The sequence below is a fragment of the Mycobacterium sp. SM3041 genome (assembly GCF_039668335.1).
Lineage (GTDB): Bacteria > Actinomycetota > Actinomycetes > Mycobacteriales > Mycobacteriaceae > Mycobacterium.
Window position 1 is genome coordinate 28,821 of sequence record NZ_JAYXBQ010000035.1, and the last position, 21,159, is coordinate 49,979.

The window sequence follows — 21,159 nt, forward strand, 5'->3', positions numbered from 1 at the left end:
GCGCTTTCACTTTATTTGCGCTTGCGTATCGCCTGGCCGCCGCTCAGGGAACCTTGACCCACTTGCCGGCGTCGCCGACGATCCCGACCGGGACGGCGCCGGTGAGGCTGACGTTCTGCACCGTCGGCCCCGCGGCGACGATCGTGGTGTCCTGCAGGATCGGCAGCACCGTCTCCATCGCCCAGAGCTTGGGCTCCAATTCGTTGAGCACGTCGGCGATCTTCTCGGTGCCGGCCAGCGCCGCATCGATCTTCGGCTGAATCGCGTGGTCGCAGATGCCGGTCAAGTTACTGGGCGCCTGCACCAGCTGGTCCCCGCCGAGCGGCTTGGGCAGCGGGAGGGTCGGCGCCGTCGACGTCACCGTCGGCGTCGATGGCTGCGGCACAGCGGTTTTCGACGTCGACGTCGACGTCGGCTGCTGGGGCGGCACCGGGGGCGTCGCGGTGGAGACCGCCGTCGCATCCAATCCCGGGCAGCCGTAGCGCGATGCCAGCACCGTCGCCAGGTCGCCCCCGGCATGACGCCAGCCGACGATCGCGTCTACCCGCTCCAGTCCCTCGGCGTACAGGGCCACCGGATCCATGGCCAGCACGGTGGCCTCGATCCCGACGCTGCGCAGTTGGTCGGCTGCCGTGTTCGCCACCGCGACCGACGTCGGGTCGTTGGCGGCGACGCCGATGGCCAGCCCGAGCGGCTTGCCGTCTTTGACGAGCCGATCGTGGCCGGGCGGCGGTGGCATGCCGGGAGGCGACGGCGGCGCGACGTCGGGCTCGATGTTGTACCCGGCACGCACCAACAGTTCCATCGCGGCGTTGCGGTCGAGGGCCGGCGGCGCCGTCGGCACGTAGCCCGGGTCCGACGGGGTCCGGATCTGCGCCTGGGCCAGCGTCACGGTGTTGTCGCTGCCCGCGCCGACAGCGGCCAGCAGGCCGACGTCGAGCAGGCCCAGCAGTGCCTTACGCACCTGGATGTCGGTCAGTGCGGGCCGCTGCGCGCGCAGCGTCAACTGCATGACCCGCGGGGTGACGATCCGCGCGGTCCGCACGCCCGGGATGGCCGCGAGTTGCGCGAACGTCGCCTGCCCGCCGTGCACCTGGGCCACCTGGGTATCCCGGTTGCGGATCGAATCAGCAAGGGCCGCAGGCGATCCCCCGCGCCGGAACAGCACCTGGTCGGGCACCGACGGCACACTCCAGTAGCGGTCGTTGCGCGCCAGCAGGATTTCGTCGCGCTGCGGGTCGATGCTCTCGACGCGGAACTGGCCGCCCGTCACCGGCATGGCCCGCGCCAGCCCGGCACCGAAACCGCCCGGCACGTCCTTGACGATGTGCGCCGGCAGGATGTTGTTGAACAGTTCGCGCCAGGCCGGGTACGGCCGGGCGAAGGTGACGACGGCCGTCTTGCCGCCGTCGACCGACTGGACACCGGTCACCAGGTCGTAGCCGGCGGGGTCGACGACGCCGGGCTGGCTGACCATCTGGCGCCACTGGTACCAGTAGTCGTCGGCGGCGATGGGCGCGTTGTCGGTCCACTGCGCCTCGGGACGAATCTTGTACGTGACGGTGAACGGGTTCTGATTGGTCACGTCGGCCGACAGCAGCAGCGACGGGTCGAGTTCCCAGCGTGACCCCGAGGGCGACGCCGGATCTGCGATGGGCCGGAACGAGCTCGGCAGGACCAGCGCCGAGATGGCCGCATTGACCGGCGACTGGTCGGACTGCAGATGCGGGTTGAACCCGGGCCCGATCCAGTCGATGGCCATGATGATCTGGCTCATCTTGGGCGGCGGCGGGACGACGGTCTTGGTCGTCTCGGTGCTGCGCGGCGCCGGCGGCGGACTGACGGTGCAGCCCGCAAGCGCCAGGACCGACACCAGTGCGCCAGTCGTCATCAGCTGGCGGCGGGCGGTCGGCACGCCGTTCAGGGTATCCGCCGGGTGAGCCCGAACCACCATCCGAGGCCCCCGCCGCAAATCCCCGTCGCGCCGCTCGCCCCTGATGTGGTCCACAATTTCCGGTATGGGCCTACTGCCGAAGCCGTACACCCCACTGTCCGATGCCGACGTCGCCGACGCACTGAGCCGTGCCGTCGCCGTCATCAACCCATTGCTCAACGTGCTGTCGCAAGCCGATCCGATCGGGCTCCGCAGGCGCACCCACCGGCTCCTGACCCCGCCGCGCGGTTTGGTCGGCCTGGTCCGTCGGCTGCGGGTGGGGCATCGGCGTGCCGAGGCCGGCCGCAGCCCCAGCACCGCGGACCGGGCGCTGAACGCGGGCGCCCACCTGATGAACGCCGCTGACCTGCCGGGTACCGCCGCGGGGGAGCGGCTGAGCCGGGACGAGCGCATCCACTGGTGGGTGCACCGCGTCGGCGCGTTGAACACCGTGCTGGTGGCCACGCCAGGGGCGTTCGGTGTGCTGGCCCGGGTACTGCCGGTGAGCGAATTGGCCGGTTTCATCAACCACGCCATCGTGCTGTGTGCGGTGGCCCGCGAATACGGCGTCACCGATCGGGGCGAGCAGGTGCGGCTGCTCGCCGCGGTGTTGTGCCGACGCCAGCTGCCGGCGGACTTGCTAGACGACCTGGCCGTGCCGCAGGCCCCGGAGCCGGGGACGCTGCCCGACACCCCGCCGGACGGCTGGAAGCCCCTGGAGGCCGTCACGTCGTCGCTGCCGGTCGTCGTCGTCAAGAGCATCTGGCAGCTGGCGGGCATCCTGCGCGCGACGTTCGACGAGATCGCCAAGCGGCCGCAGCCGACCAAGTGGTGGCAGCGCCTGAGCGCGCTGCCGTGGGTCGGCGCGGTGTCCACGTACTTCGGAGAACGCGGTGCGCTGATCAAGGCGGCCGACGAGGGTGTCGCCTGGCTGGACCAAAACCAGAAGGCCGGCTAGCGCTTCGCGAAAACGCGTGCGCCGGCCGACCTTTCGGTTCGGTGAGAGTTAGTTGCGGGCCTTCTCGCGGGCCTTGGCGCGAGCGCGAAGGCTGGCGGTCAGCTCGACCTTGCGCACGCGCACGACCTCGGGGGTGACCTCGACGCACTCGTCCTCGGCGCAGAACTCCATGGCCTGCTCCAGGCCGAGCTCCAGCGGCCGCGCCAGCGTCTCCATGACGTCGGCGGTCGAGCTGCGCATGTTGGTCAGCTTCTTCTCACGGGTGACGTTGATGTCGAGGTCCTCGGCGCGCGGGTTGATGCCCACGACCTGGCCCTCGTAGGTGTCCTGGCCCGGCTCGACGAAGAACTGACCGCGGTCGGCCAGCTGGATCATCGCGAACGGGGTCACCGAGCCGCTGCGGTCGGAGACCAGCGAGCCGGTGTGGCGGGCACGGATCTCGCCGGCCCACGGGCGGTAGCCGTCGAACACGGCGTTGGCGATGCCGGTACCGCGCGTCAGGGTGAGGAAGTCGGTGCGGAAGCCGATCAGGCCACGCGACGGCACGATGAAGTCCATGCGGACCCAGCCGGCGGCGTGGTTCGTCATCTCTTCCATGCGGCCCTTGCGGGCGGCCATCAGCTGGGTGATGGCGCCGACGAACTCTTCGGGACAGTCGATGGTCATGGCTTCGAACGGCTCGTGCAGCTTGCCGTCGATCTGCCGGGTGACCACCTGAGGCTTGCCGACCGTCAGCTCGAAGCCCTCGCGGCGCATCTGCTCGACGAGGATGGCCAGCGCCAGCTCACCACGGCCCTGGACTTCCCAGGCATCCGGCCGGCCGATGTCGACGACGCGGATCGAGACGTTACCGACCAGCTCGGAATCCAAGCGGGACTTGACCATTCGCGCGGTCAGCTTGTGACCGGAAACCTTGCCCGCCAGCGGCGAGCTGTTGGTGCCGACGGTCACCGAGATGGCCGGCTCGTCGACGGTGATGCGCGGCAGGGCGTGCGCGTGCTCGAGGTCGGCGAGGGTGTCACCGATCATGATCTCGGACATACCGGCGACGGCGACGATGTCGCCGGCGACGGCCTCGGTGGTCGGGGTGCGCTCGACACCGACGGTGACGAGCAGCTCGGTGATCTTGCCGGTAGTGATGACGGGCGCGCCGTCTACCTCACGCATCCAGGCCACCTGCTGGCCCTTCTTGATCTTGCCGTTGTAGACGCGCACCAGCGCCAGACGACCGAGGAAGGCCGACGCGTCGAGGTTGGTCACCAGCGCCTGCAGCGGGGCATCCGGGTTGCCCTTGGGCGCCGGGATGTGCTCGAGCAGCACGTCGAACAGCGGGTCCAGGTTCTCGCTGTCGGGCACCTCGCCGTTGGCGGGCTGGACGGTCGAGGCGACACCGGCGCGGCCCGAGGCGTACAGGGTCGGCAGGTCGAGGGCCTTCTCGGCCGCGGCCTGGGCTTCCTCGTCCAGGTCGGAGGCGACGTCGAGCAGCAGGTCGTGGCTCTCCTCGACGACCTCGGCGATGCGGGCGTCGGGCCGGTCGGTCTTGTTCACCACGAGGATGACGGGCAGGTGCGCGGCCAGGGCCTTGCGCAGCACGAAGCGGGTCTGCGGGAGCGGGCCCTCGGAGGCGTCGACCAGCAGCACGACACCGTCGACCATGGACAGGCCGCGCTCGACCTCGCCACCGAAGTCGGCGTGGCCGGGGGTGTCGATCACGTTGATGACCGTCACGGTGCCGTCGGCGTTGTGCCGGTGCACCGCGGTGTTCTTGGCCAGGATCGTGATGCCCTTTTCCTTTTCAAGGTCACCCGAGTCCATGATGCGTTCGGTGGAGTCGTCACCCCGGTCCAGGGCTCCGGACTGCCGCAGCATGGCATCGACGAGGGTCGTCTTGCCGTGGTCGACGTGTGCGACGATGGCGACATTTCTGAATCCGGCGCTGGCCTGCTCACTCACGCCAAAGATTGTCGCAGCGAGGGGGCCGGTTTGCGAAACCGCGGACGGCCTGGCAAAACTGCTAATCGATGAAGGCCAGCAAGCTCGCCGGGGCTAAACCGAAGAAGAAGTGCTGCCGCAGCAAGCCCCGGTGCAAGCGGTGTCCGCTGGTGCTGCACAAGGTGCAGAAGGCGGCACACCACGGGATCCACGGCAAGGATCTCGAGAAGGTTTACAAGCGCGCCCGCAAGGCCTGATATACAGCGATTGACCTGCTTCTTTACTGGTTTCGCGAGTACCGTGGAAGCGTCTCGTCAGTTCCAGAGAACCAGCGCGAGGAGGTCGTCGTCATGACAATCTACGAAGTGTTGACCGGCTTGGTCGGGTTCGTGCTGGCGCTCGGCGCAACGGCCGCGATATTCGCCGGATTGGCCAATTGGGCAGGCGGATTCTTCGTGGTGCGGTGTGCTGCGTGTCACCATTTGGCGTTCTCCACGGTGAACAAACCGAAGACCGACTGCCCGCATTGCAAGTACCCTGCGCTGCTGCACCCGCTGTACACCGCGCAGCACGGCACCGCGATGGCGTCGGCGCGCGTCGTCGGCGACAAGCTGCACTACTGAGTCAGCGCGGCCGTCAGCTCGGCCAGCCACGCGCGGTCGGCGGGCACCCAGGGCAGGTCTTCGAGTTCGGCCGCCCCCACCCAGCGGACGGCGTGGTGGTCATGGGCATGGGGCGCGTCGTCGGTCGACACCCGGTACGCCCGCAACGTGACGGTGTCGGACAACGGCACGTCCTCGCCCACCTTTTCCCCGACGGTCACGATGACGCCCAGTTCCTCGTGGAGTTCCCGGGCCAGCGCCTGCGCGTCGGTCTCCCCCGGCGCGACCTTCCCACCCGGCAGCTCCCAGAGGCCGGCGAGTTCCGGCGGCCGATTGCGCTGAGCGACCAGCAGTCTGGCGTCGGCGATGAGGGCTCCGGCGACGACGATCACGTCGGCCAGGCTACTGGCTCGTCGAACGTGGGGGTTTACGCGAATATTCGGCCGAAGTACCTCGTAAACCCCCACGCTCGGCGTCAGACCGGGCATCCGGCGGCTCGCAGCTTCGCGCGCACTCTCGCGACCAGCTTTTCGGGCTCGCGCAACATCGCCGCACTGACCCGGATGACCACCCACCCCATGGCTTCCAGGATCGCGAGACGTTCGATATCCCAGGCCCGCTGCCGGCTGTCGTTCCAGTGCTGGACACCGTCGTACTCGACTGCCACCCTCCACTGACGCCACCCCATGTCGACGCGGATGAACGCCTCGCCGTAATCGTCGAAGAAGCGAATCTGCGTCTCGGGAAACGGAAGGCCGCCGGCGACCAGCCCCAGCCGCAGCCGCGATTCCTGCGGCGATTCCGCACCACCGTCGACCAATGTCAGAGCAGACTGCGCCCGATGCACACCGCGGGCACCTGGATTCGCCGCGATCAACGGTTCGATGTCGACGAGTTTCAGATCGGTTGCGTTCATCAGCGCATCCACTATCGGCACGGCCCGGTGCTGCGGCAGCAGTCGCGCGAGGTCGAAGGCCGTGCGGGCGGCAGTTGTGACACGCATACCGCGCCGCACACAAATGTCTTGCGGAGCAAGGGCATACGAATGAGTCGTCAGCCCTCGTGGGCTATGGCGATCTGGCCGGACCACCACCGCGGGCGCATCGGGGTCGAGCCACTTCGTACCGTGCACCGCAGCCGCAGACACCCCGGCAATCACCGCATCCGGCCCTGCGAACAGCCAACCGGCGCGCGCCTTCAACTCGGCCGTCATCTCGACGCCCTTGGCCAGGTACACGTTGCGATAAACCATGCGATACCGGGTACGCAACTGATGCTCCGTCAGGCGTCCTGTCCGCAGCGCCTGCGACCCGAGGATGAGTTGGTCCATGACGTCACCCTCGACGGGACGGGCGACAAATCTGACGCCCAGCGACCCGGTTATCCACAGGTCAGGCCGTCGAGCGTGGGGGTTTACGCGGAAAATCGCAAACGATTCCTCGTAATCCCCCACTCTCGCCGCAACAATGGGGTCATGGCCGTCCTCACCGATGAACAAGTAGACGCCGCACTGCCCGAAGGCTGGGAACGCGCCGACGGCGCGCTACGCAGGTCCGTGAAGTTCCCGGCGTTCCTCGACGGTATCGATGCCGTCCGCCGAGTGGCGATCCACGCGGAAGCCAAGGATCATCATCCGGACATCGACATCCGTTGGCGGACAGTTACTTTCACCCTGGTCACACATTCCGAGGGTGGTATCACCGACAAGGACGTGGAGATGGCCACGGACATCAACGGACTGGTCGTCTAGTCCTGGTTCGCAGGGCCATCCACGCCAGCGTCACCACCGTCATCACCGGGTAGATCAACCCCGCCCAGGACAGGTACCACGGACGGCTGATCACCCAGATCGTCGGCTGCGCGAAACTCAGCAGCCACGGCACGCCGACCAGCAGCAGCACCAGCCAGATCCAACGCAAGACGCGCGCGGAAGCGAGCTCCGCGAACGGCCCGTGCCACAACCACATCATCAGCGGGATCAGCCACACCCAGTGGTGGGTCCACGAGATCGGCGAGAACAGCAGGCCGAACAACTGCACGACGAGCAGCGCGCCCAGTCGATCCGGCCGGCCGGGACCGTAGACGGCGCGCCAGGCGAACACCGCCAGCACGGCCGTCAGCACCACCGCGATCAGCACCGCGGGCTCGAAACCGGCGTCGTGGCCGACGATCCGCGAGATCGCGCCGCGCCAGGACTGGTTGAACGACGTCGCGACGGGACCGATCCGGTGGGCGTCGCCGAGCAGGTCCGTGAAGTAGTAGAGCGCCTGACCGCGCAGCACCAGCCACGACACCAGCACGGTGCCGGCGAACGTGACGGCCGCGAACACCGCAGCGCCCCACCGGCGGACGCCGAGGAAGTACAGCCCCGTGACCGCAGGCGTCAGCTTCACCCCGGCAGCCAGACCCACCAGCAGACCGGACCACCACCAGCGGGTGCTGTAGACGGCGTAGAGAACGGCCAGTACGAGGACGACGTTGATCTGCCCGTAGTCGAACGTGCTGCGCAGCGGCTCGGTCCAGATGCCGACGGCCGTCCAGGCCATGGCCAGCCGGCGCGAGGGATCGACCGGACATTTCCCGTCGCTTCGCTCGCCCCGAAACCCGATGAGCCGCAAGCTGATCCACACCACGCCGTAGAGCGCACCGATGATCCCGACCTGCCAGCAGAACGCCAGCAAACCGAACGGCACGAAGTGCAGCGGATAGAAGAGCACTGCCGCGAACGGCGGATAGGTGAACGGCAGCGGGAAGTCCGGGGTCTGGTCGGCGTAGACGTAGTCGTACAGCGGGCGACCACTGCCGAGGGTCGCCGCGCCGCCGAAGTAGACGTGGAGGTCGACGAAGTTGGCCCCGTTGGGGACCAGGTAGGTCCACGCGAAGCGCGCGGCGACGCTGAGCGCCAGCATCAGCGGCGCCCACCGGAGAACTGATCGCGTGGCGGTGTTTATCGCATGACTGTAACGGTCGGTCACCCTTCGCCTTCCGATCAGTAACGGATCCATAAATGCCACACGTGTCACTTGAGTAACACCAGTAACTGAATAGCTTCGGTGATGACGCGCCACGACTGGACCGGGAGGACCCCCAAAATGCGCACACGCACCACTGGAAAATTGTTGGCCACCAGCATGATTGCCGCCGCCGGCGCAGTCCCGGTGGCGATCGCCCTGAGCGCGGTTGCCGCCGCCGACCCGGCCCCCGCGGCCCCGGCCCCCGTCGTGCCCGGCACGCCGCTGGTCAACGAACTCGCCCAGGCTCCGGTCCAGGCGCTGTCGGGTGTCACCCAGGCCCTGACCTCGGGCGCGCCGGCCGCCGCTCCGGCCGCTCCCGCCGCCACCGCATCGGTGACCCTGCCGCAGAACCTGGTTCCCGGCGCCACCGCTCCGGCGGCCGCTGCCCCCGCCGCCGCTGCTGCGCCGGCCCCGGCCCAGGGCCTGATCCCGTCGGCCAACATCAACTTGCCGCAGATTCCGGGCTCGCCCGTCCCGCTGCCGAAGCAGGTCGCCTTCCCCGGTGACCTGACCTCGCTGCTGCCGGCCGGCACCCCGCTGGCGAACCTGCTGCCGCAGCCCGCTGCTGCCGCCGCGCCGGCTGCGACCGCCGCAACCGCTGCGACCTCGCCGCTGACTGCCCCGCTCGCCGCCGCGACCGCACCGCTGGCTGCCGCTGCTCCGGCCGCTGCCGCCCCGCTGGCCGCCGCCACGGCACCGCTCGCCGCTCCGGCTGCGGCGGCGTCGCCGCTGGCCACCGCACCCGCCGCCGTGGCGGCTGCCGCGCCGGCTGCACAGGCCATCCCGGGCGTCGTCCCGGGGATCATGAGCCTGACCAGCCTCGCGCCGGTCATCACCTCCGGCTTGCCGTGATCCGCGCCGTAACCAGATAACCGATACGAAACCGGGGAGAGAGTCATGCAATCGAGGAAGCTGTTCGTCGCACTCGGCGCATCCGTCGCACTCACGATCGGCGCGGCCACCGTCGCCCACGCTGATCCGGCGTCGCCACTGCCGTTGCCGCTGCCCATCGATGGCCTTCAGGCTCCTGGTCTGCCGGCCATGCAGACTCTCGCCCCGGTGATCCAGCAGGCCGCCGCTGACCCGGCGGGCGCCGCGGAGCTGCTCATGGCAGCAGCCCGGGCGTTCGCCGGGAACAAGGCGGCACCGTCGGATTCGAAGAATCTGGCCAACGCCGTGAACCAGTTCGCCGCCGACCCGGCCGCGAACCACGTGCCCGCCCCGGGCGCCGTTCCTGGTGCCGAGGCCCACCTGCCGGCCGGCGTCGACCCGGTGCACGCCGTCGGCCCGGTGGCCGAGGCCGCTCCGGCACCGGCCCCTGAGGCTGCCCCGGCTCCGGCCCCCGAGGCCGCACCCGCACCCGCCGCAGCTCCGGCTCCGGCAGCTGCCCCTGCCCCGGCACCTGCGCCGGCGCCGGCTCCTGAGGCCGCCCCGGCCGCTGCCCCGGTCGCTCAGGCCGCGGCGACGGTCCCGGCTCCCGATGCCGCGCCGGCCGCTGCGCCGGCCCCAGCGCCGGCCGGCGCGTTCGGCCCGGGCACGCCGATCACGCAGGACTTCATGTACCCGTCGATCAGCAACGGCTGCGGTGCCGACGGCGGCAACGTGCTGGCGACGGCCATCAGCGTGGCGGGCCCCGCGAAGATTCCGACCCCGGGCCCCGGCCCCGGCCAGACCGCCTACGTGTTCACCGCGGTCGGCACGCCCGGCCCGGCCGCCGAGCAGAAGCTGCCGCTGAACGTCACCTGGGTCAACCTGACGACCGGCAAGTCGGGCAGCGCGACCCTCAAGCCGCAGGCCGACATCAACCCGCAGGGCCCGACGACGCTGACCGCCATCGTCGACACCGGCTCGGGCAGCATCATGTCGACCATCTTCGGTCAGGTGACCACGACCGAGAAGCAGTGCCAGTTCATGCCCACCATCGGTTCGTCGGTGGTGCCGTAATCACAACATCGCTCGGGCCTGCTGTCGGCACGCGTCAGCTATCCGCTGTTCGCGGCCGTACAGCAGGCCGAAGGTGAAGCCGTTCTCACCGGCCGTCGTGCCACTCGCCAGCGCCAGGCGGCGCAAGATGTCAGATGCGACCACGGTGTCCTGGTGATCGCCCAGGATCGACTGAAATCGCTTGTAATGCTTGACCGTTCGCTTCGAGCCCTCGACATCGCGGCATAGCTCCGCCGCGTACCGGGCGCGCTTGGCGGCCTTGCGGGCGCGGTGCAACAGCGCGGCGTCGACGTCATCGCCACCGAGCGCTGCGACGAGCCGTCGGTCAGCTTTCCGTTGGGCTTTACGTGCCCGCTTGATCAGTGCGGCGGTGCTCGTCTCAAGATCGACCGGTGGCGCGGTGCGCCATGACCGCAGCACCGTCATCATCGCCCGGTAACGCGGCGAGTCCATGGCCTCGGTGATGCGCGCCCGCGCGGGCAGCTCGACGGCCTGCAGGTCATTGCGGATGCGGGCCCGGACCGGACCCAGGATCAATTCTTCCGGCAACTCTTCGAGCGCTTCGGTGAATCTGAACTGCTGCACCTGACAATCACGAACCTCGCCGAGCAGCCCCGCGAACCATCGCAGGTCCTCATCGAGCTCTTCGACAGCGGCCTGATCCAGCAGCTTGCCGAACACCCGCAGCGTGCTCCGCAGCCGCCGGATCGCCACCCGCGTGTCGTGGATGGGGTCCTGTCCCCGCCGTAATTCGATGTCGCCCAATACGATCTGGTCGATCTGGGCGTTGACGTACCCGAGCAACGCACGCGCCGCGGGCGACACGCGCTCGACGGACCGAATCTGCGGCAGGACGTGGGCGAGCTTCGACGGAAAGCGCGACGGCCGGGCGCCCGCGGCTTTCAGACGGCGGACGAGGCGCTTGGGCATCGACGGGGTGTGCGGCCCAAGTTCGACTTCGACCTCACGCCAGGCCAGCAGCCGCTCGTTCGCCGACGCCCGTACCGAATCGTCGGCGATCTCGGCATAGAGTTCGCCGGACCCGGGCTCGGCGAGCCGGTACCGATCCCGGACGGTGTGGATCGTGGCGACGCTCGCCAGTTGCTTGCCGAGGCTGATGCCGCCGAGGAGCTCAGCGGCCGCATCGGGCAACTTCTCCGTCAGCGCCCAGTGCAGTTCGACGCGCCCATCGGCCGCCGGCACCTTCAGCTGCCACCCCGTGTCAGCGTCGCCGGAGCGACGGCGCAGCTGGACGCGGTGCGCCAGCAGGTCGCGGTCGCTGGTGTCGTAGTAGTCGCTGGTGAGGTCGACGGTGTCGTGCTCGATGTCGGCGTCGGCGACGATGCCGCGCAGATCGGGCAATCGAAACCGGTCATCGACGTCCCACTTGCCTTCGCGTTCCAGAACCTGGTGCATACCCAGGGGCATAGCCGCGGGCTCGGGCGATCAAACCAGCCGTGGTGTCGAGACGATGCCGAGGTCAACCAGCCGACGGCTTCGTCTCGACGTGGCGGTCAGAGCTGGATCTGGCCGCCGTCGACGGCCAATTCGGCACCGGTCATGAAGCTGCTCTGGTCCGAGGCCAGGAACAGCACCGCGGCCGCGATCTCCTCGGGGCGTCCCAACCGCTTCAGCGGCACCTGCGCCGCCATGCCGTCGAGGAGATCCTGCTTCTGCTCGGCCGGTGCCAAGCCGGTCAGTCCAGGGGTTTCGATCGGTCCCGGGACGACAGTGTTGACCCGGATCTTGCGGTCGGCGAGCTCCGCTGCCCACGTGCGACCGAGCGATCGGATGGCAGCTTTGGACGCGGCGTAGAGCCCGAACGCCGGAACGCCTTCGGACGCGGCGGTGGAGCCGGCGAGGATGATCGACGCGCCGTCGTTCAGCAGCGGCAGCGTCTTCTGCACGGTGAACACCGTGCCGGCCACATTGCGGTCGAAGTTGTCGCGGTAGTGCTGGGGTGTCACATCGGCGAGGGTGGCGAAGTCGCCGCCGCCGGCATTGGCGAAGACGACGTCGAGGCCCGCGCCGTGGTCGGCGATCGCGGCGGCGAGGACGTCGAGTTCCTCGGGCTTGCTGATGTCGCTCTGGACACCGTGCGCGCCGATGGCTGCGGCCGCCTCATCGAGCCGCGTGCGATCACGTCCGGTGATGAACACGTACGCGCCCTCGTCCGCGAGGCGCTTTGCGGTCGCCAGGCCGATGCCCGACGTTCCCCCGGTGACCAGTGCTGTCTTGCCGTCGAGCTGTCCCATGATCGTTGTCCTCACTGTTGTGTGCTGTTCGGCAGTCACAACATAGGTGATGTGTCACCTATTCCGCGGCATTCAGCACAGTCCACAGCCGAACGATGCGCTCGTCGACGATCTCGGCAACATCGAAACCCGACGCCACCGTGGCGTCGTCCGGAGTACGTACCTCCCACGCCAGGAAGCCCAGGCCACGGGTCCGGCGCACCGGGCCGGCCTTCACGAAATGCAAGCCGGCCAGCTTTTCCTGCAGCTCAGCCGCCTTGACATTCAACTGGTCGCGGCCGACGGTCACGCCGTCGTCATCGATCCACGTGACATCGTCCGAGTAGGTCTCCGCGATCGCGGCGGCACGGAGCCGTGGGTCGCTTTCATCGAACACGGCGAGCAGATTGGCTTCCATCAAGCGGGTGATGACTTCACTCATGACGCTCCCTATAGGTGATTTATCACCTAATTCTAGCCCGGCGCGGGCGGTAGCGAGCTGTGGTGGTCGAGGTTGACGTGAATGTGCTCCAGTGCCGCGGTGAACGGTCCGAGCAGGTTCTCCGGCAGCGGGTCGAAGAACAGACTGCGTACCAGGTCGACGTGTCCGGGTGCGGCCTCGGCGATCGCCCGCCGGCCGTCGGCGGTCAGCACGACATTGGTGGTGCGGCCGTCCTCGGCGCTCGGTCGGCGCTCGGTCAAGCCGCGTTCTTCCATGCGACGCAATTGGTGCGAGAGCCGGCTGCGTTCCCAGCCGATCTGCGCGGCCAGGTCACTGACGCGCAGGCCGCCGCCGTTGTCGCCGCTGAGCGCGACCAGCACGTCGTAGTCGGCGAGCGAGAGCCCCGAGTCGGCTTGCAGCTGCCGGTTCATCTCGTAGTTCATCCGAAGCTGTACCCGCATGTAGGCGACCCAGGCCCGCTGCTGCTTCGGCGTCAGCCAGCCCCGCTCGGGAGTCGGCTCCCCTGCCTTTCTCGGCGTCACGGTCGCCAGTATGACGGTCGGACACGACCCGACTACGCAACGGCGAGCGTGGCCACCCCCCAACGGCAGCCACGCTCGCCTTGTTGATGGCTCAGTAGGCCATGAAGAGAATCATCTCGCGGTCGTACTCGCGACCGGGGTGTTGCTCGGCGAGGTGGGCCTGGGCCTTCTCGACCAGATCGTCCTCGTCACTGCCGGAAATCGCCTCGCCGCAGGGGCAATTCAAGTGTGTCTTAGCCATACACATCACCTTCCCATACGCATGATGGTCGGTATGGAGATTTACGACGTCATGCGCACGACCGGCGCTGTCCGCAAGTTCAGCGGCGAGCCCCTGCCCGACGATGTGCTCGAGCGCATCCTCGACAACGCGCGCTTCGCCCCCAGTGGCGGCAACCGGCAGGGCGCGCGGGTGATCGCGGTCCGTGACGTCGAAACCCGCAAGAAGCTGGGCGAACTGTCCAAGCCGGGGGCCCGGCAGTACATCGCTCAGATCGCCGCCGGTGAAGGACCGTGGAATCCGTTGCAGCCCTGCGGGGTTGATCCGGCGGTCGTGGAGGCGACCCCGGTGCCTGATGGGATGGTCACCGGGACCCTGCTGGGCGCCGAGGTCGTGCTCGTGGTGTGCCTGGACCTCGGCGTGGCAGCGGCGTTCGATCAGCACCTGGATCGCATCGGTGTGATCAGCGGCGCGTCGATCTACCCGTTCGTCTGGAACATCCTGCTGGCCGCCCGCAACGAAGGCTACGGCGGCGTGCTGACGACCATGGTGGTCGCGCAGGAGCCCAAGGTGCGCGAGCTGCTCGGCATCCCGGACAACTACGCCGTCGCGTGCATGCTGCCCCTGGGCAAGCCCGTCAAGCAGGTGACGAAGCTGACCCGGCGTCCGGTTTCGGAGTTCACCACCCGCGAGCGGTTCGACGGTCCGCCGCTCTGACCGCGTCGAGCGTGGGGCTTGACGAGGGGAATCGCGACAATCTCCTCGTCATCCCCCACGCTCGAATCAACACTCAGGCCTTGGCGGCCTTCGCCGCTGCTTTCATCTGCTTCTTGTAGGCGCGAACCTGGTCCAGTGAGCCCTTGTCGACGACGTCGGCGACGGACATGTGCGTGCCCTGCTTGCCGTAGTCGCCCGCCGCGGCGCGCCAGCCCTCGGGTGTGACGCCGTACTGCTTGCCGAGCAGCGCCAGGAAGATCTTGGCCTTCTGCTCGCCGAAGCCGGGCAGCGCCTTGAGCCGGCGCAGCACCTCTTTACCGTCGGGGTTGCCGGTGGTCCACAGGGCCGCGGCGTTGCCGTCGTACTCGTCGACGATCACCTGCGACAGGACCTGCACGCGCTTGGCCATGGAACCCGGAAAGCGGTGCACCGCAGGGGTTTGCGCGAACAGCTCGGCGAACTTGTCGGGGTTGTACTCGGCGATCTCGCGCGCGTCGAGCGAGCCCATCCGGTCCTCGAGCTTCTTCGGCCCGGCGAACGCCACTTCCATCGGAATCTGCTGATCCAAGAGCATCCCGACCAGCAGTGCGAACGGGTTGGACTCGAGCAGTGCGTCGGCGGACGGCTCCTGAACCAGCTGCAGCTTCGACATCACGTCAGTTTAGGACGCCCCCGCGCGGACTTCGATTACGACGGTTCTAGTTTCTGCCTGCGCGCAATATGCGAACGTGTAAGCCGATATCCGGTGGACATGCCTGTAGGGGGACGGACATGAGACGTACAGTCGCGGCACTTTTCGCGGCCATCGCGACCGCAGTGGCGCTGGCCGGCGCGGCCAGCGCCATACCGGACCAGGGCACACCGGAATTCGACCAATACCTGCAGGGCCTGGAGCGCAACGGCTACAACCTGAACCCCGATACCGCCTGGCGCGTGGCGCACCAGGCGTGCATCGGCGGCATCCCCGGCTACATCAATCTGGAACTGGCCGCACAGGGCGTCATCGGGCCCGGTGCGCAGCAGCGCGTGATGGACGTGGCCCGCAAGTACGCCTGCCCGGTTCAGTAGGCGTACTCAGACGTTGGCCAGCAGGCCCTTGAGTTCGGCGCGGCCGTCCTCGTCGAGCGGCAACAGCGGCGGGCGCGGGTCACCGGCATTGCGCCCCAGCAGATCCAGCCCGGCTTTGACGGTCGTCGGCAGACCACCGGCGACGATGAAGCGCAGCAGCGGCGCGAGGTCGTCGTAGATTTCCTGCGCCCGGTCCCGGTCGCCACGTCGCACCGCGTCGTACAGCTCGACGCACGGCTGCGGGCGCAGATTCGGTGCGGCCGTGCACCATCCGGACGCGCCGGCCAGTAGCGCGTCGAGCACCAGTGGGTTGCTTCCGTTGTAGAACGGCAGCGCCCCTTCGGAGAGCTCCTTGATGCGCAGCATCCGCGTGAGGTCACCGGTGGATTCCTTGACCATGCGCACGTTCTCGATGTCGTTGAACATCCGCACCAGCAGTTCCGGAGCCATGTCGATACCACTGGTGGCGGGGTTGTTGTAGACCATGATCGGCAGGTCGACGGCGGCCGAAATACTGGCGTAGTGCTGGAAAATCTCGCGCTCGTTCAGCTTCCAGTACGAGATCGGCAGCACCATGACGGCATCGGCGCCGGCCTGCTGCGCGTACTGCGCGCGCCGAATGGTGTTGGCAGTGGTCAGATCTGAGGCGCCGACGATGACAGGGACGCGGCCGGCGACGGCGGCGACCGTGGTGTCGACGACGGCGTCGAACTCGTCCTCGGTGAGGTACGCCGATTCGCCGGTGCTGCCCAGCGGAGCGACGGCGTGTGCGCCGGTGCCGACGAGTTGCTCGACGACGGCGGCCAGCGTCTCGGTGTCGACATTGTCGCCGTCAGCGGTGAACGGGGTGATCGGGTAGGCGATGATGCCGTGAATCCTGGGCGTCTCGTTCATGGGTCAGGTCCTTTCCGGGGTTGGTCAGTGGTCGAGGGCGTCGGGGTGGCGCACCAGGGCGCGCCGCGCGTAGTAGGCGAAGTTGGCGACACTGCGTTTGGGCGTCAGCGTCCAGTCGTGGGCCTCGCGGGCCAGTCGGTCGGGCAGCGGAGCAATGGTGCCGGCAGCCATGGCGGCCAGTTGGAGCTTGGCGCCGCGCTCGATGAGCATGGCCAGCGAGCAGGCTTCCTCGACGCTGGCCCCGGCGACGACCTGGCCGTGGTGGGCCAGCAGGATCGCCTTCTTGTCCCCCAGCGCGCCGGAGATGATCTCGCCTTCTTCGTTTCCGACGGGCACGCCCGGCCAGTCCTTCAGGAAGGCGCAGTCGTCGTACAGCGGTGCGATGTCCATCTGCGACACGGCCAGCGGGACTTCGAGCATCGACAGCGCCGCGACGTGGAACGGGTGCGTGTGCACGATGCAGTTCACATCCGGCCGGGCGCGGTAGATCCAGGAGTGAAAGCGGTTGGCGGGGTTGGCCATTCCGCCGCCGTCGAGGACATTGAGGTCTTCGTCGACGAGCAGCAGGTTGCCGGCGGTGATCTCGTCGAAGCCGAGCCCGAGCCGCTGCGTGTAGTACGTGCCGGGCTCCTCGGCGCGGGCGGTGATCTGCCCGGCCAGGCCCGAATCGTGCCCCGCGTCGAACAGTGCCCGGCAGGTCAGGGCCAGCTTCTCGCGGACGGTCAGGTCGGTCTCCGCGATATGACGGTTCAGCCCGTCTTCGGCGCGCTGCATCAGTTCGCTCTTGGAGTCGTGCATGGTGTCGGTCATCGGAACCTCCCTCAGCCTCGGTGCGTGGCCGCACCTGGATGACACATTGCCGACTTTAGGACACAAAGTGTCATGCAGTCAATGCGGTATCCTCGGTGCCGTGAGTGGCTTGTTGCGAGCGGTGCGCCAGCAACGCGGGATGACGCTGGAGGAACTGGCAGCCGGTACCGGGCTGACCAAGAGCTACCTGTCCAAGGTCGAGCGCGGCCAGAGCGTGCCGTCCATCGCCGCCGCACTGAAAATCTCGCGGACCCTCGATGTCGATGTGGCGCAACTGTTTTCCGACGACCCGGAAGTCAGCACCTTCGCCGTCGAGCGCGCCGCCGACCGCGGCACCGCCCGCAATCACGCGATCGCCGCGGGCATGCTCGGCAAGGCCATGTCGCCGTTCGTCGTGCGCCCGGGCCGCCAGTTCGCCGCCCATGCCCACCCGACGCATCCCGGCCAGGAGTTCGTGTTCGTCCACTCCGGAACCATCGAACTCAACTACGACGGCCGCCTCGTGGAACTGTCCGCGGGCGACTGTGCCTATTTCGACGCCGCTACGCAGCACAAGCTCCGTCAGGTCGGCGACGATACCGCCGAGGTGATCGTCGTGACATCGCCCGCGCCGCCGCGCACGGTCCGATGAGCGCCGCGGAATGCCAGCGGGTCCCGCGCGTGTTGCCCTACCCGTGCTCCAGACTCGAACCGTGACCTCGCGCCTCGGCTTCCCGCTGCTCGCCTACGCCTTCGCCGCCATCATGTTGGGCACCACGCTGCCGACGCCGATCTACGCGCTGTACGCCCACGAACTGCACTTCGCGGTCCTGACGACGACGGTCATCTTCTCGGCCTACGCCATCGGCGTGCTCGCGGCGCTGCTGTTGTTCGGCCGCTGGTCCGACGCCGTCGGCCGGCGGCCGGTGCTGATCGCGGGTGCGGTCGCCGCCATCGCGAGCGCCGTCGTCTTCCTCTATGCCGACAGCGTGCCGTTGCTGCTGGTGGGACGCCTGCTGTCGGGGTTGTCGGCGGGCATCTTCACCGGTACCGCGACGGCCGCCGTCGTCGAGTCCGTGCCGGAGGAGCGGCGCGAGCAGGCCGCGGCCGGCGCCACCATCGCCAACATCGGCGGACTGGGCGCCGGACCCGTCGTGGCCGGCCTGCTGGTGCAGTACGCACCGCACCCGTTGCAGCTGCCGTTCGTCGTCCACATCGTGCTGGCCGTTCTGGCCATCGCCGCGGTGTGGCTGGTCCCCGAGACCTCGAGCCGGGCCGGCCGGATCGGTTTCCAGCGACTGTCGGTCCCCGCCGAGGTCCGCGCCACGTTCGTCCTCGCTGCCACCGCCGCCTTCGCCGGATTCGCCGTGATGGGCCTGTTCACGGCGGTGGCGCCGTCGTTCGTCAGCAGCGTCATCGGCATCGACAACCACGCCGTCGGCGGTGCCGTCGCGGCATCGATCTTCGCCGCCTCCGCCGCCGCGCAATTGGCCGGCCGCCGCCTGCATCCGCCGCGGGCCGTCGCGCTGGGCTGCGCGATCCTCGTGGCAGGGATGGCGATTCTGGCTGTGGCCCTGCAATTTTCATCGCTGGCGGGTCTGCTGGTCGCCGCTGTCGTGGCCGGCATCGGGCAGGGCATCAGCTTCAGCCGCGGCTTGGCAGCCGTCGTGGAAGGCACCGCGACCGAGCGTCGCGCCGAAGTCAGCTCGACGTACTTCGTGGTGGCCTATGTGGCCATCTCGTTGCCGGTCGTCAGCCTCGGTTTCGCCGCGCAGCGGTGGGGTCTGCAGGCGGCCGGGGTCAGCTTCGCCGTCATCATCGCGGTCCTGGCGGCTGTCTGTCTGGCTGCCGTTCTCTGGCAGGAACGCCGCAGGTCAGCCTGATTTGAGTAGCAATACCTAGGGGTCGCGCCCTTACGTTCGAAGGCATGACCACCCGCGTCTTCCCTTCTGCTGCCGAGATCGCGCAGCGCACCCCCGCCGACCGTGACCGCGCCATCGACGTCATCCGCATCGTGTCGCTGGTCGGCGTCGTCGCCGGGCACACGATCATGGCGACCAGCATCATCGACGACGCGGTCTTCCGCTGGGGCAACCTGCTGACCACGTCCGTGGTGTTCCAGGCGCTGACCTGGGTGTTCCAAATCATGCCGCTGTTCTTCTTCGCCGGCGTCGCGGCCTCGGTCGGCTCGTACGGGAGCGGGACGAGCTGGGGTGGATGGCTGCTCAAGCGCTGCACCCGGCTGTACCGACCGGTGTTCTACTACCTGGCCTTCTGGGCCGCGGCGTTGCTGATCCTCAAGCCACTGCTGCCGATCCACGTCTACGAACCCGTCGCCGGCATCAGCACGCAGCTGTTGTGGTTCCTGGGCGCCTATGTGCTGGTGCTGGCCGCGGTGCCGCTGCTGGCGCGCATCACGACGTCCGGCGGGCTCATCGCTTCCGTGGCGGGCACCTACGCCCTCGTCGCGCTCGTCGACACCATCCGCATCAACGACCACTCCTGGGCTGCGTTGGGCTATCTGAACTTCGTGGTGTGGCTCATCCCCGGCATGCTCGGGGTGGCGTATCGCCGCGGGCTGCTGACCACCACGGCCGCCCTGCGCGTCGGCATCGGGATGCTCGCGGTCAACGTGGCGCTGGTCTGGATCGGCCCGTATGAGCTGAGCCTCGTCGGCATCGAGACGCAGCACATCAAGAACATGACGCCGCCGTCGCTACTGCTCGCCGGTCACGCAATCATGATGTGTGCGTTCGCGATTGCGGCCGCCCCCGCCATCAGCCGCTGGGCTGCCCGGCCGCAGGTGTGGCGGCTCGCGGTGATCGGCAACACCGGCGCCATGACGCTGTACCTGTGGCACATGCCCGCCCTGCTCGGCATGCACCTGGCCTTCGACTTCGCGGGCCTGCCCCGCTACCCCGGCCAGCCGCATTTCCTGGTCCTGAGCGTCTACCAGATGACGATCATGACGGCGCTGGTCGCCGGGCTGTTCCTGCTCCTGCGCCCGCTGGAGAACAACCCGTTGCCGCTGTGGGACGGCGGCCGGGTCGCGGCACCGGGTTGGCGCAGCGCGATCGTCGGCACCCTGTTGGTCGTCGCCGGCGCCGCCACCCTGGCGTCAGTCGGCTGGGGCCTGAAAGACACCGGCCTGCAGTGTGTTTCGGTGATGCTCGTGACCCTCATCGGGGCCCGCGCGTTGGCGCGGGATTAACCGCTCTTGCGGCGGAATTCGCGGCGGCCACCGCCGACCGCGCCGTGCGACTTGGATTGCTTGGCCCCGCCGTCCTGGTGGGCAGTGCCGCCGGCAGAGCCGGCCTTCTTACGCTCGAGCGCCTCGCGGAACTTGCGCTTGGTCTCGTCGGACGATGCTGAACCTTCGGCGGAGTTCTCGGCCATGCACGCAGACTAGCGCGTTCAGCGCACGCCCGGAGGCAGCCCGTACAAGTGAGTGATGGGCATGGTGAGCAGGACCCGGCGGTCGGCCACCATCGCCCGGCGATAGTCGTCCCAGTCCGGGTGCTCGCCGGAGATGTTGCGGTACAAGGCAATCAGACCTTCTACCGTGTCGTCATCGGGTGCCGCGGCAGGCGGACTCAGCACCGCGTTCCCCTCGGCCACCGCGTACGCCCACCCGTCGTCGGAGCGGACGTAGATCGAGGCCCGGGCGTCGCGCCGCAGATTGCGCGTCTTGGCCCGGGGCTCGGTGACCGACACCCCGATGGTGACGGCCCGTGGATCGAAGTAATAGGACACGTTGGACAACTGCGGGCGACCGTCGCGCTTGATGGTGGCCAGCACGCCCAGCGAATTGTCACTGATCAGCGCGAGCAGCTTGTCTTCGAAGACCTGACGGGTCATGGCTCCCAGCGT

General features: G+C 68.5%; 26 protein-coding genes. 11 read left to right on the forward strand and 15 right to left on the reverse strand.

All coding sequences use genetic code 11. From position 1 onward, the window contains the following. Positions 1 to 43: 43 nt before the first annotated feature. Positions 44 to 1,954 carry an ABC transporter family substrate-binding protein gene (locus VXD91_RS08240; protein WP_346415143.1) on the reverse strand — a complete coding sequence of 637 codons (1,911 nt, stop codon included), beginning with the start codon at positions 1,952 to 1,954 and terminating at the stop codon, positions 44 to 46. 64 nt (positions 1,955 to 2,018) lie between these two features. On the opposite strand from VXD91_RS08240, the gene VXD91_RS08245 reads away from it, so the two are divergent. Continuing rightward, positions 2,019 to 2,891 carry a hypothetical protein gene (locus VXD91_RS08245; protein ID WP_346415144.1) on the forward strand — a complete coding sequence of 291 codons (873 nt, stop codon included), beginning with the start codon at positions 2,019 to 2,021 and terminating at the stop codon, positions 2,889 to 2,891. A gap of 48 nt (positions 2,892 to 2,939) precedes the next feature. On the opposite strand, the gene typA is transcribed toward VXD91_RS08245, so the two are convergent. Continuing rightward, positions 2,940 to 4,844 (reverse strand): translational GTPase TypA, encoded by a 1,905-nt coding sequence (typA, locus tag VXD91_RS08250; protein ID WP_061001920.1) that lies wholly within the window; start codon positions 4,842 to 4,844, stop codon positions 2,940 to 2,942. Positions 4,845 to 4,912: 68 nt separating this feature from the next. On the opposite strand from typA, the gene VXD91_RS08255 reads away from it, so the two are divergent. Beyond that, on the forward strand, positions 4,913 to 5,080 hold the full coding sequence (locus VXD91_RS08255) for a hypothetical protein (protein ID WP_110767632.1): 168 nt from the start codon (positions 4,913 to 4,915) through the stop codon (positions 5,078 to 5,080). 93 nt (positions 5,081 to 5,173) lie between these two features. Next, on the forward strand, positions 5,174 to 5,446 hold the full coding sequence (locus tag VXD91_RS08260; RefSeq protein ID WP_061001917.1) for a hypothetical protein: 273 nt from the start codon (positions 5,174 to 5,176) through the stop codon (positions 5,444 to 5,446). Here the strand turns inward: VXD91_RS08260 and VXD91_RS08265 are convergent. Both VXD91_RS08265 and VXD91_RS08270 read right to left on the reverse strand, forming a co-directional pair. Further along, positions 5,440 to 5,826, reverse strand: a complete 387-nt coding sequence (locus tag VXD91_RS08265) for a (deoxy)nucleoside triphosphate pyrophosphohydrolase (RefSeq protein WP_346415227.1) — start codon at positions 5,824 to 5,826, stop codon at positions 5,440 to 5,442. The two genes, VXD91_RS08260 and VXD91_RS08265, sit on opposite strands and share 7 nt — an antisense overlap. Positions 5,827 to 5,900: 74 nt before the next feature. Next, positions 5,901 to 6,923 (reverse strand): DUF559 domain-containing protein, encoded by a 1,023-nt coding sequence (locus VXD91_RS08270; RefSeq protein WP_346415145.1) that lies wholly within the window; start codon positions 6,921 to 6,923, stop codon positions 5,901 to 5,903. Between VXD91_RS08270 and VXD91_RS08275 the strand changes: the two genes are divergently transcribed. Beyond that, on the forward strand, positions 6,900 to 7,175 hold the full coding sequence (locus tag VXD91_RS08275; RefSeq protein WP_064979105.1) for a 4a-hydroxytetrahydrobiopterin dehydratase: 276 nt from the start codon (positions 6,900 to 6,902) through the stop codon (positions 7,173 to 7,175). The genes VXD91_RS08270 and VXD91_RS08275 overlap by 24 nt on opposite strands. Here the strand turns inward: VXD91_RS08275 and VXD91_RS08280 are convergent. Beyond that, positions 7,156 to 8,334, reverse strand: a complete 1,179-nt coding sequence (locus VXD91_RS08280) for a mannosyltransferase (RefSeq protein WP_346415146.1) — start codon at positions 8,332 to 8,334, stop codon at positions 7,156 to 7,158. The genes VXD91_RS08275 and VXD91_RS08280 overlap by 20 nt on opposite strands. Positions 8,335 to 8,517: 183 nt before the next feature. On the opposite strand from VXD91_RS08280, the gene VXD91_RS08285 reads away from it, so the two are divergent. Further along, entirely contained in the window at positions 8,518 to 9,291 is a 774-nt protein-coding gene (locus tag VXD91_RS08285) for a hypothetical protein (protein WP_346415147.1), read from the forward strand. A 45-nt stretch (positions 9,292 to 9,336) separates the two neighbouring features. Continuing rightward, entirely contained in the window at positions 9,337 to 10,383 is a 1,047-nt protein-coding gene (locus VXD91_RS08290) for a hypothetical protein (RefSeq protein WP_318986234.1), read from the forward strand. Here VXD91_RS08290 and VXD91_RS08295 read toward each other — a convergent pair whose 3' ends face one another. The 5 genes from VXD91_RS08295 to VXD91_RS08315 form a co-directional block, all read right to left on the reverse strand. Further along, positions 10,384 to 11,799: a CYTH and CHAD domain-containing protein gene (locus VXD91_RS08295; protein ID WP_346415148.1), complete on the reverse strand. Its 1,416-nt coding sequence runs from the start codon at positions 11,797 to 11,799 to the stop codon at positions 10,384 to 10,386. Positions 11,800 to 11,897: 98 nt separating this feature from the next. Further along, complete coding sequence (locus VXD91_RS08300; RefSeq protein ID WP_346415149.1) at positions 11,898 to 12,638, reverse strand: SDR family oxidoreductase; 741 nt, start codon at positions 12,636 to 12,638, stop codon at positions 11,898 to 11,900. Between the two features lie 58 nt (positions 12,639 to 12,696). Next, positions 12,697 to 13,059 (reverse strand): nuclear transport factor 2 family protein, encoded by a 363-nt coding sequence (locus VXD91_RS08305; RefSeq protein ID WP_346415150.1) that lies wholly within the window; start codon positions 13,057 to 13,059, stop codon positions 12,697 to 12,699. A gap of 32 nt (positions 13,060 to 13,091) precedes the next feature. Then, the gene (locus tag VXD91_RS08310; RefSeq protein ID WP_346415228.1) at positions 13,092 to 13,502 is read right to left on the reverse strand and encodes a MarR family winged helix-turn-helix transcriptional regulator; all 411 of its coding nucleotides are present in this window, start codon (positions 13,500 to 13,502) and stop codon (positions 13,092 to 13,094) included. A gap of 190 nt (positions 13,503 to 13,692) precedes the next feature. Beyond that, entirely contained in the window at positions 13,693 to 13,842 is a 150-nt protein-coding gene (locus VXD91_RS08315) for a DUF1059 domain-containing protein (protein ID WP_064859942.1), read from the reverse strand. 33 nt (positions 13,843 to 13,875) lie between these two features. Here VXD91_RS08315 and VXD91_RS08320 point away from each other — a divergent pair, with 33 nt between their 5' ends. Then, positions 13,876 to 14,538 carry a nitroreductase family protein gene (locus VXD91_RS08320; RefSeq protein WP_318986238.1) on the forward strand — a complete coding sequence of 221 codons (663 nt, stop codon included), beginning with the start codon at positions 13,876 to 13,878 and terminating at the stop codon, positions 14,536 to 14,538. A gap of 73 nt (positions 14,539 to 14,611) precedes the next feature. Here VXD91_RS08320 and VXD91_RS08325 read toward each other — a convergent pair whose 3' ends face one another. Next, a complete protein-coding gene (locus VXD91_RS08325) occupies positions 14,612 to 15,190 on the reverse strand; it encodes an HhH-GPD-type base excision DNA repair protein (protein ID WP_346415151.1) in 579 nt (192 codons plus the stop codon). Positions 15,191 to 15,309: 119 nt separating this feature from the next. On the opposite strand from VXD91_RS08325, the gene VXD91_RS08330 reads away from it, so the two are divergent. Continuing rightward, positions 15,310 to 15,606, forward strand: coding sequence for a DUF732 domain-containing protein (locus VXD91_RS08330; protein WP_346415152.1), 297 nt, complete (start codon positions 15,310 to 15,312; stop codon positions 15,604 to 15,606). A gap of 6 nt (positions 15,607 to 15,612) precedes the next feature. Here VXD91_RS08330 and VXD91_RS08335 read toward each other — a convergent pair whose 3' ends face one another. Then, entirely contained in the window at positions 15,613 to 16,500 is an 888-nt protein-coding gene (locus VXD91_RS08335) for a dihydrodipicolinate synthase family protein (RefSeq protein WP_346415153.1), read from the reverse strand. A 24-nt stretch (positions 16,501 to 16,524) separates the two neighbouring features. Then, a complete protein-coding gene (locus VXD91_RS08340) occupies positions 16,525 to 17,310 on the reverse strand; it encodes an aldolase (protein WP_346415154.1) in 786 nt (261 codons plus the stop codon). Between the two features lie 100 nt (positions 17,311 to 17,410). On the opposite strand from VXD91_RS08340, the gene VXD91_RS08345 reads away from it, so the two are divergent. From VXD91_RS08345 to VXD91_RS08355, 3 genes are all read left to right on the forward strand, one after another. Continuing rightward, positions 17,411 to 17,941, forward strand: a complete 531-nt coding sequence (locus tag VXD91_RS08345) for an XRE family transcriptional regulator (RefSeq protein ID WP_318986243.1) — start codon at positions 17,411 to 17,413, stop codon at positions 17,939 to 17,941. A gap of 112 nt (positions 17,942 to 18,053) precedes the next feature. Beyond that, positions 18,054 to 19,172, forward strand: a complete 1,119-nt coding sequence (locus VXD91_RS08350) for an MFS transporter (RefSeq protein ID WP_318986281.1) — start codon at positions 18,054 to 18,056, stop codon at positions 19,170 to 19,172. Between the two features lie 44 nt (positions 19,173 to 19,216). Continuing rightward, positions 19,217 to 20,500, forward strand: coding sequence for an acyltransferase (locus tag VXD91_RS08355; protein ID WP_346415155.1), 1,284 nt, complete (start codon positions 19,217 to 19,219; stop codon positions 20,498 to 20,500). Here VXD91_RS08355 and VXD91_RS08360 read toward each other — a convergent pair. Together VXD91_RS08360 and VXD91_RS08365 are read right to left on the reverse strand one after the other, a co-directional pair. After that, entirely contained in the window at positions 20,497 to 20,685 is a 189-nt protein-coding gene (locus VXD91_RS08360; protein WP_226520921.1) for a DUF5302 domain-containing protein, read from the reverse strand. The two genes, VXD91_RS08355 and VXD91_RS08360, sit on opposite strands and share 4 nt — an antisense overlap. An 18-nt stretch (positions 20,686 to 20,703) precedes the next feature. After that, positions 20,704 to 21,147, reverse strand: coding sequence for a PPOX class F420-dependent oxidoreductase (locus VXD91_RS08365; protein ID WP_318986245.1), 444 nt, complete (start codon positions 21,145 to 21,147; stop codon positions 20,704 to 20,706). Positions 21,148 to 21,159: the final 12 nt, after the last annotated feature.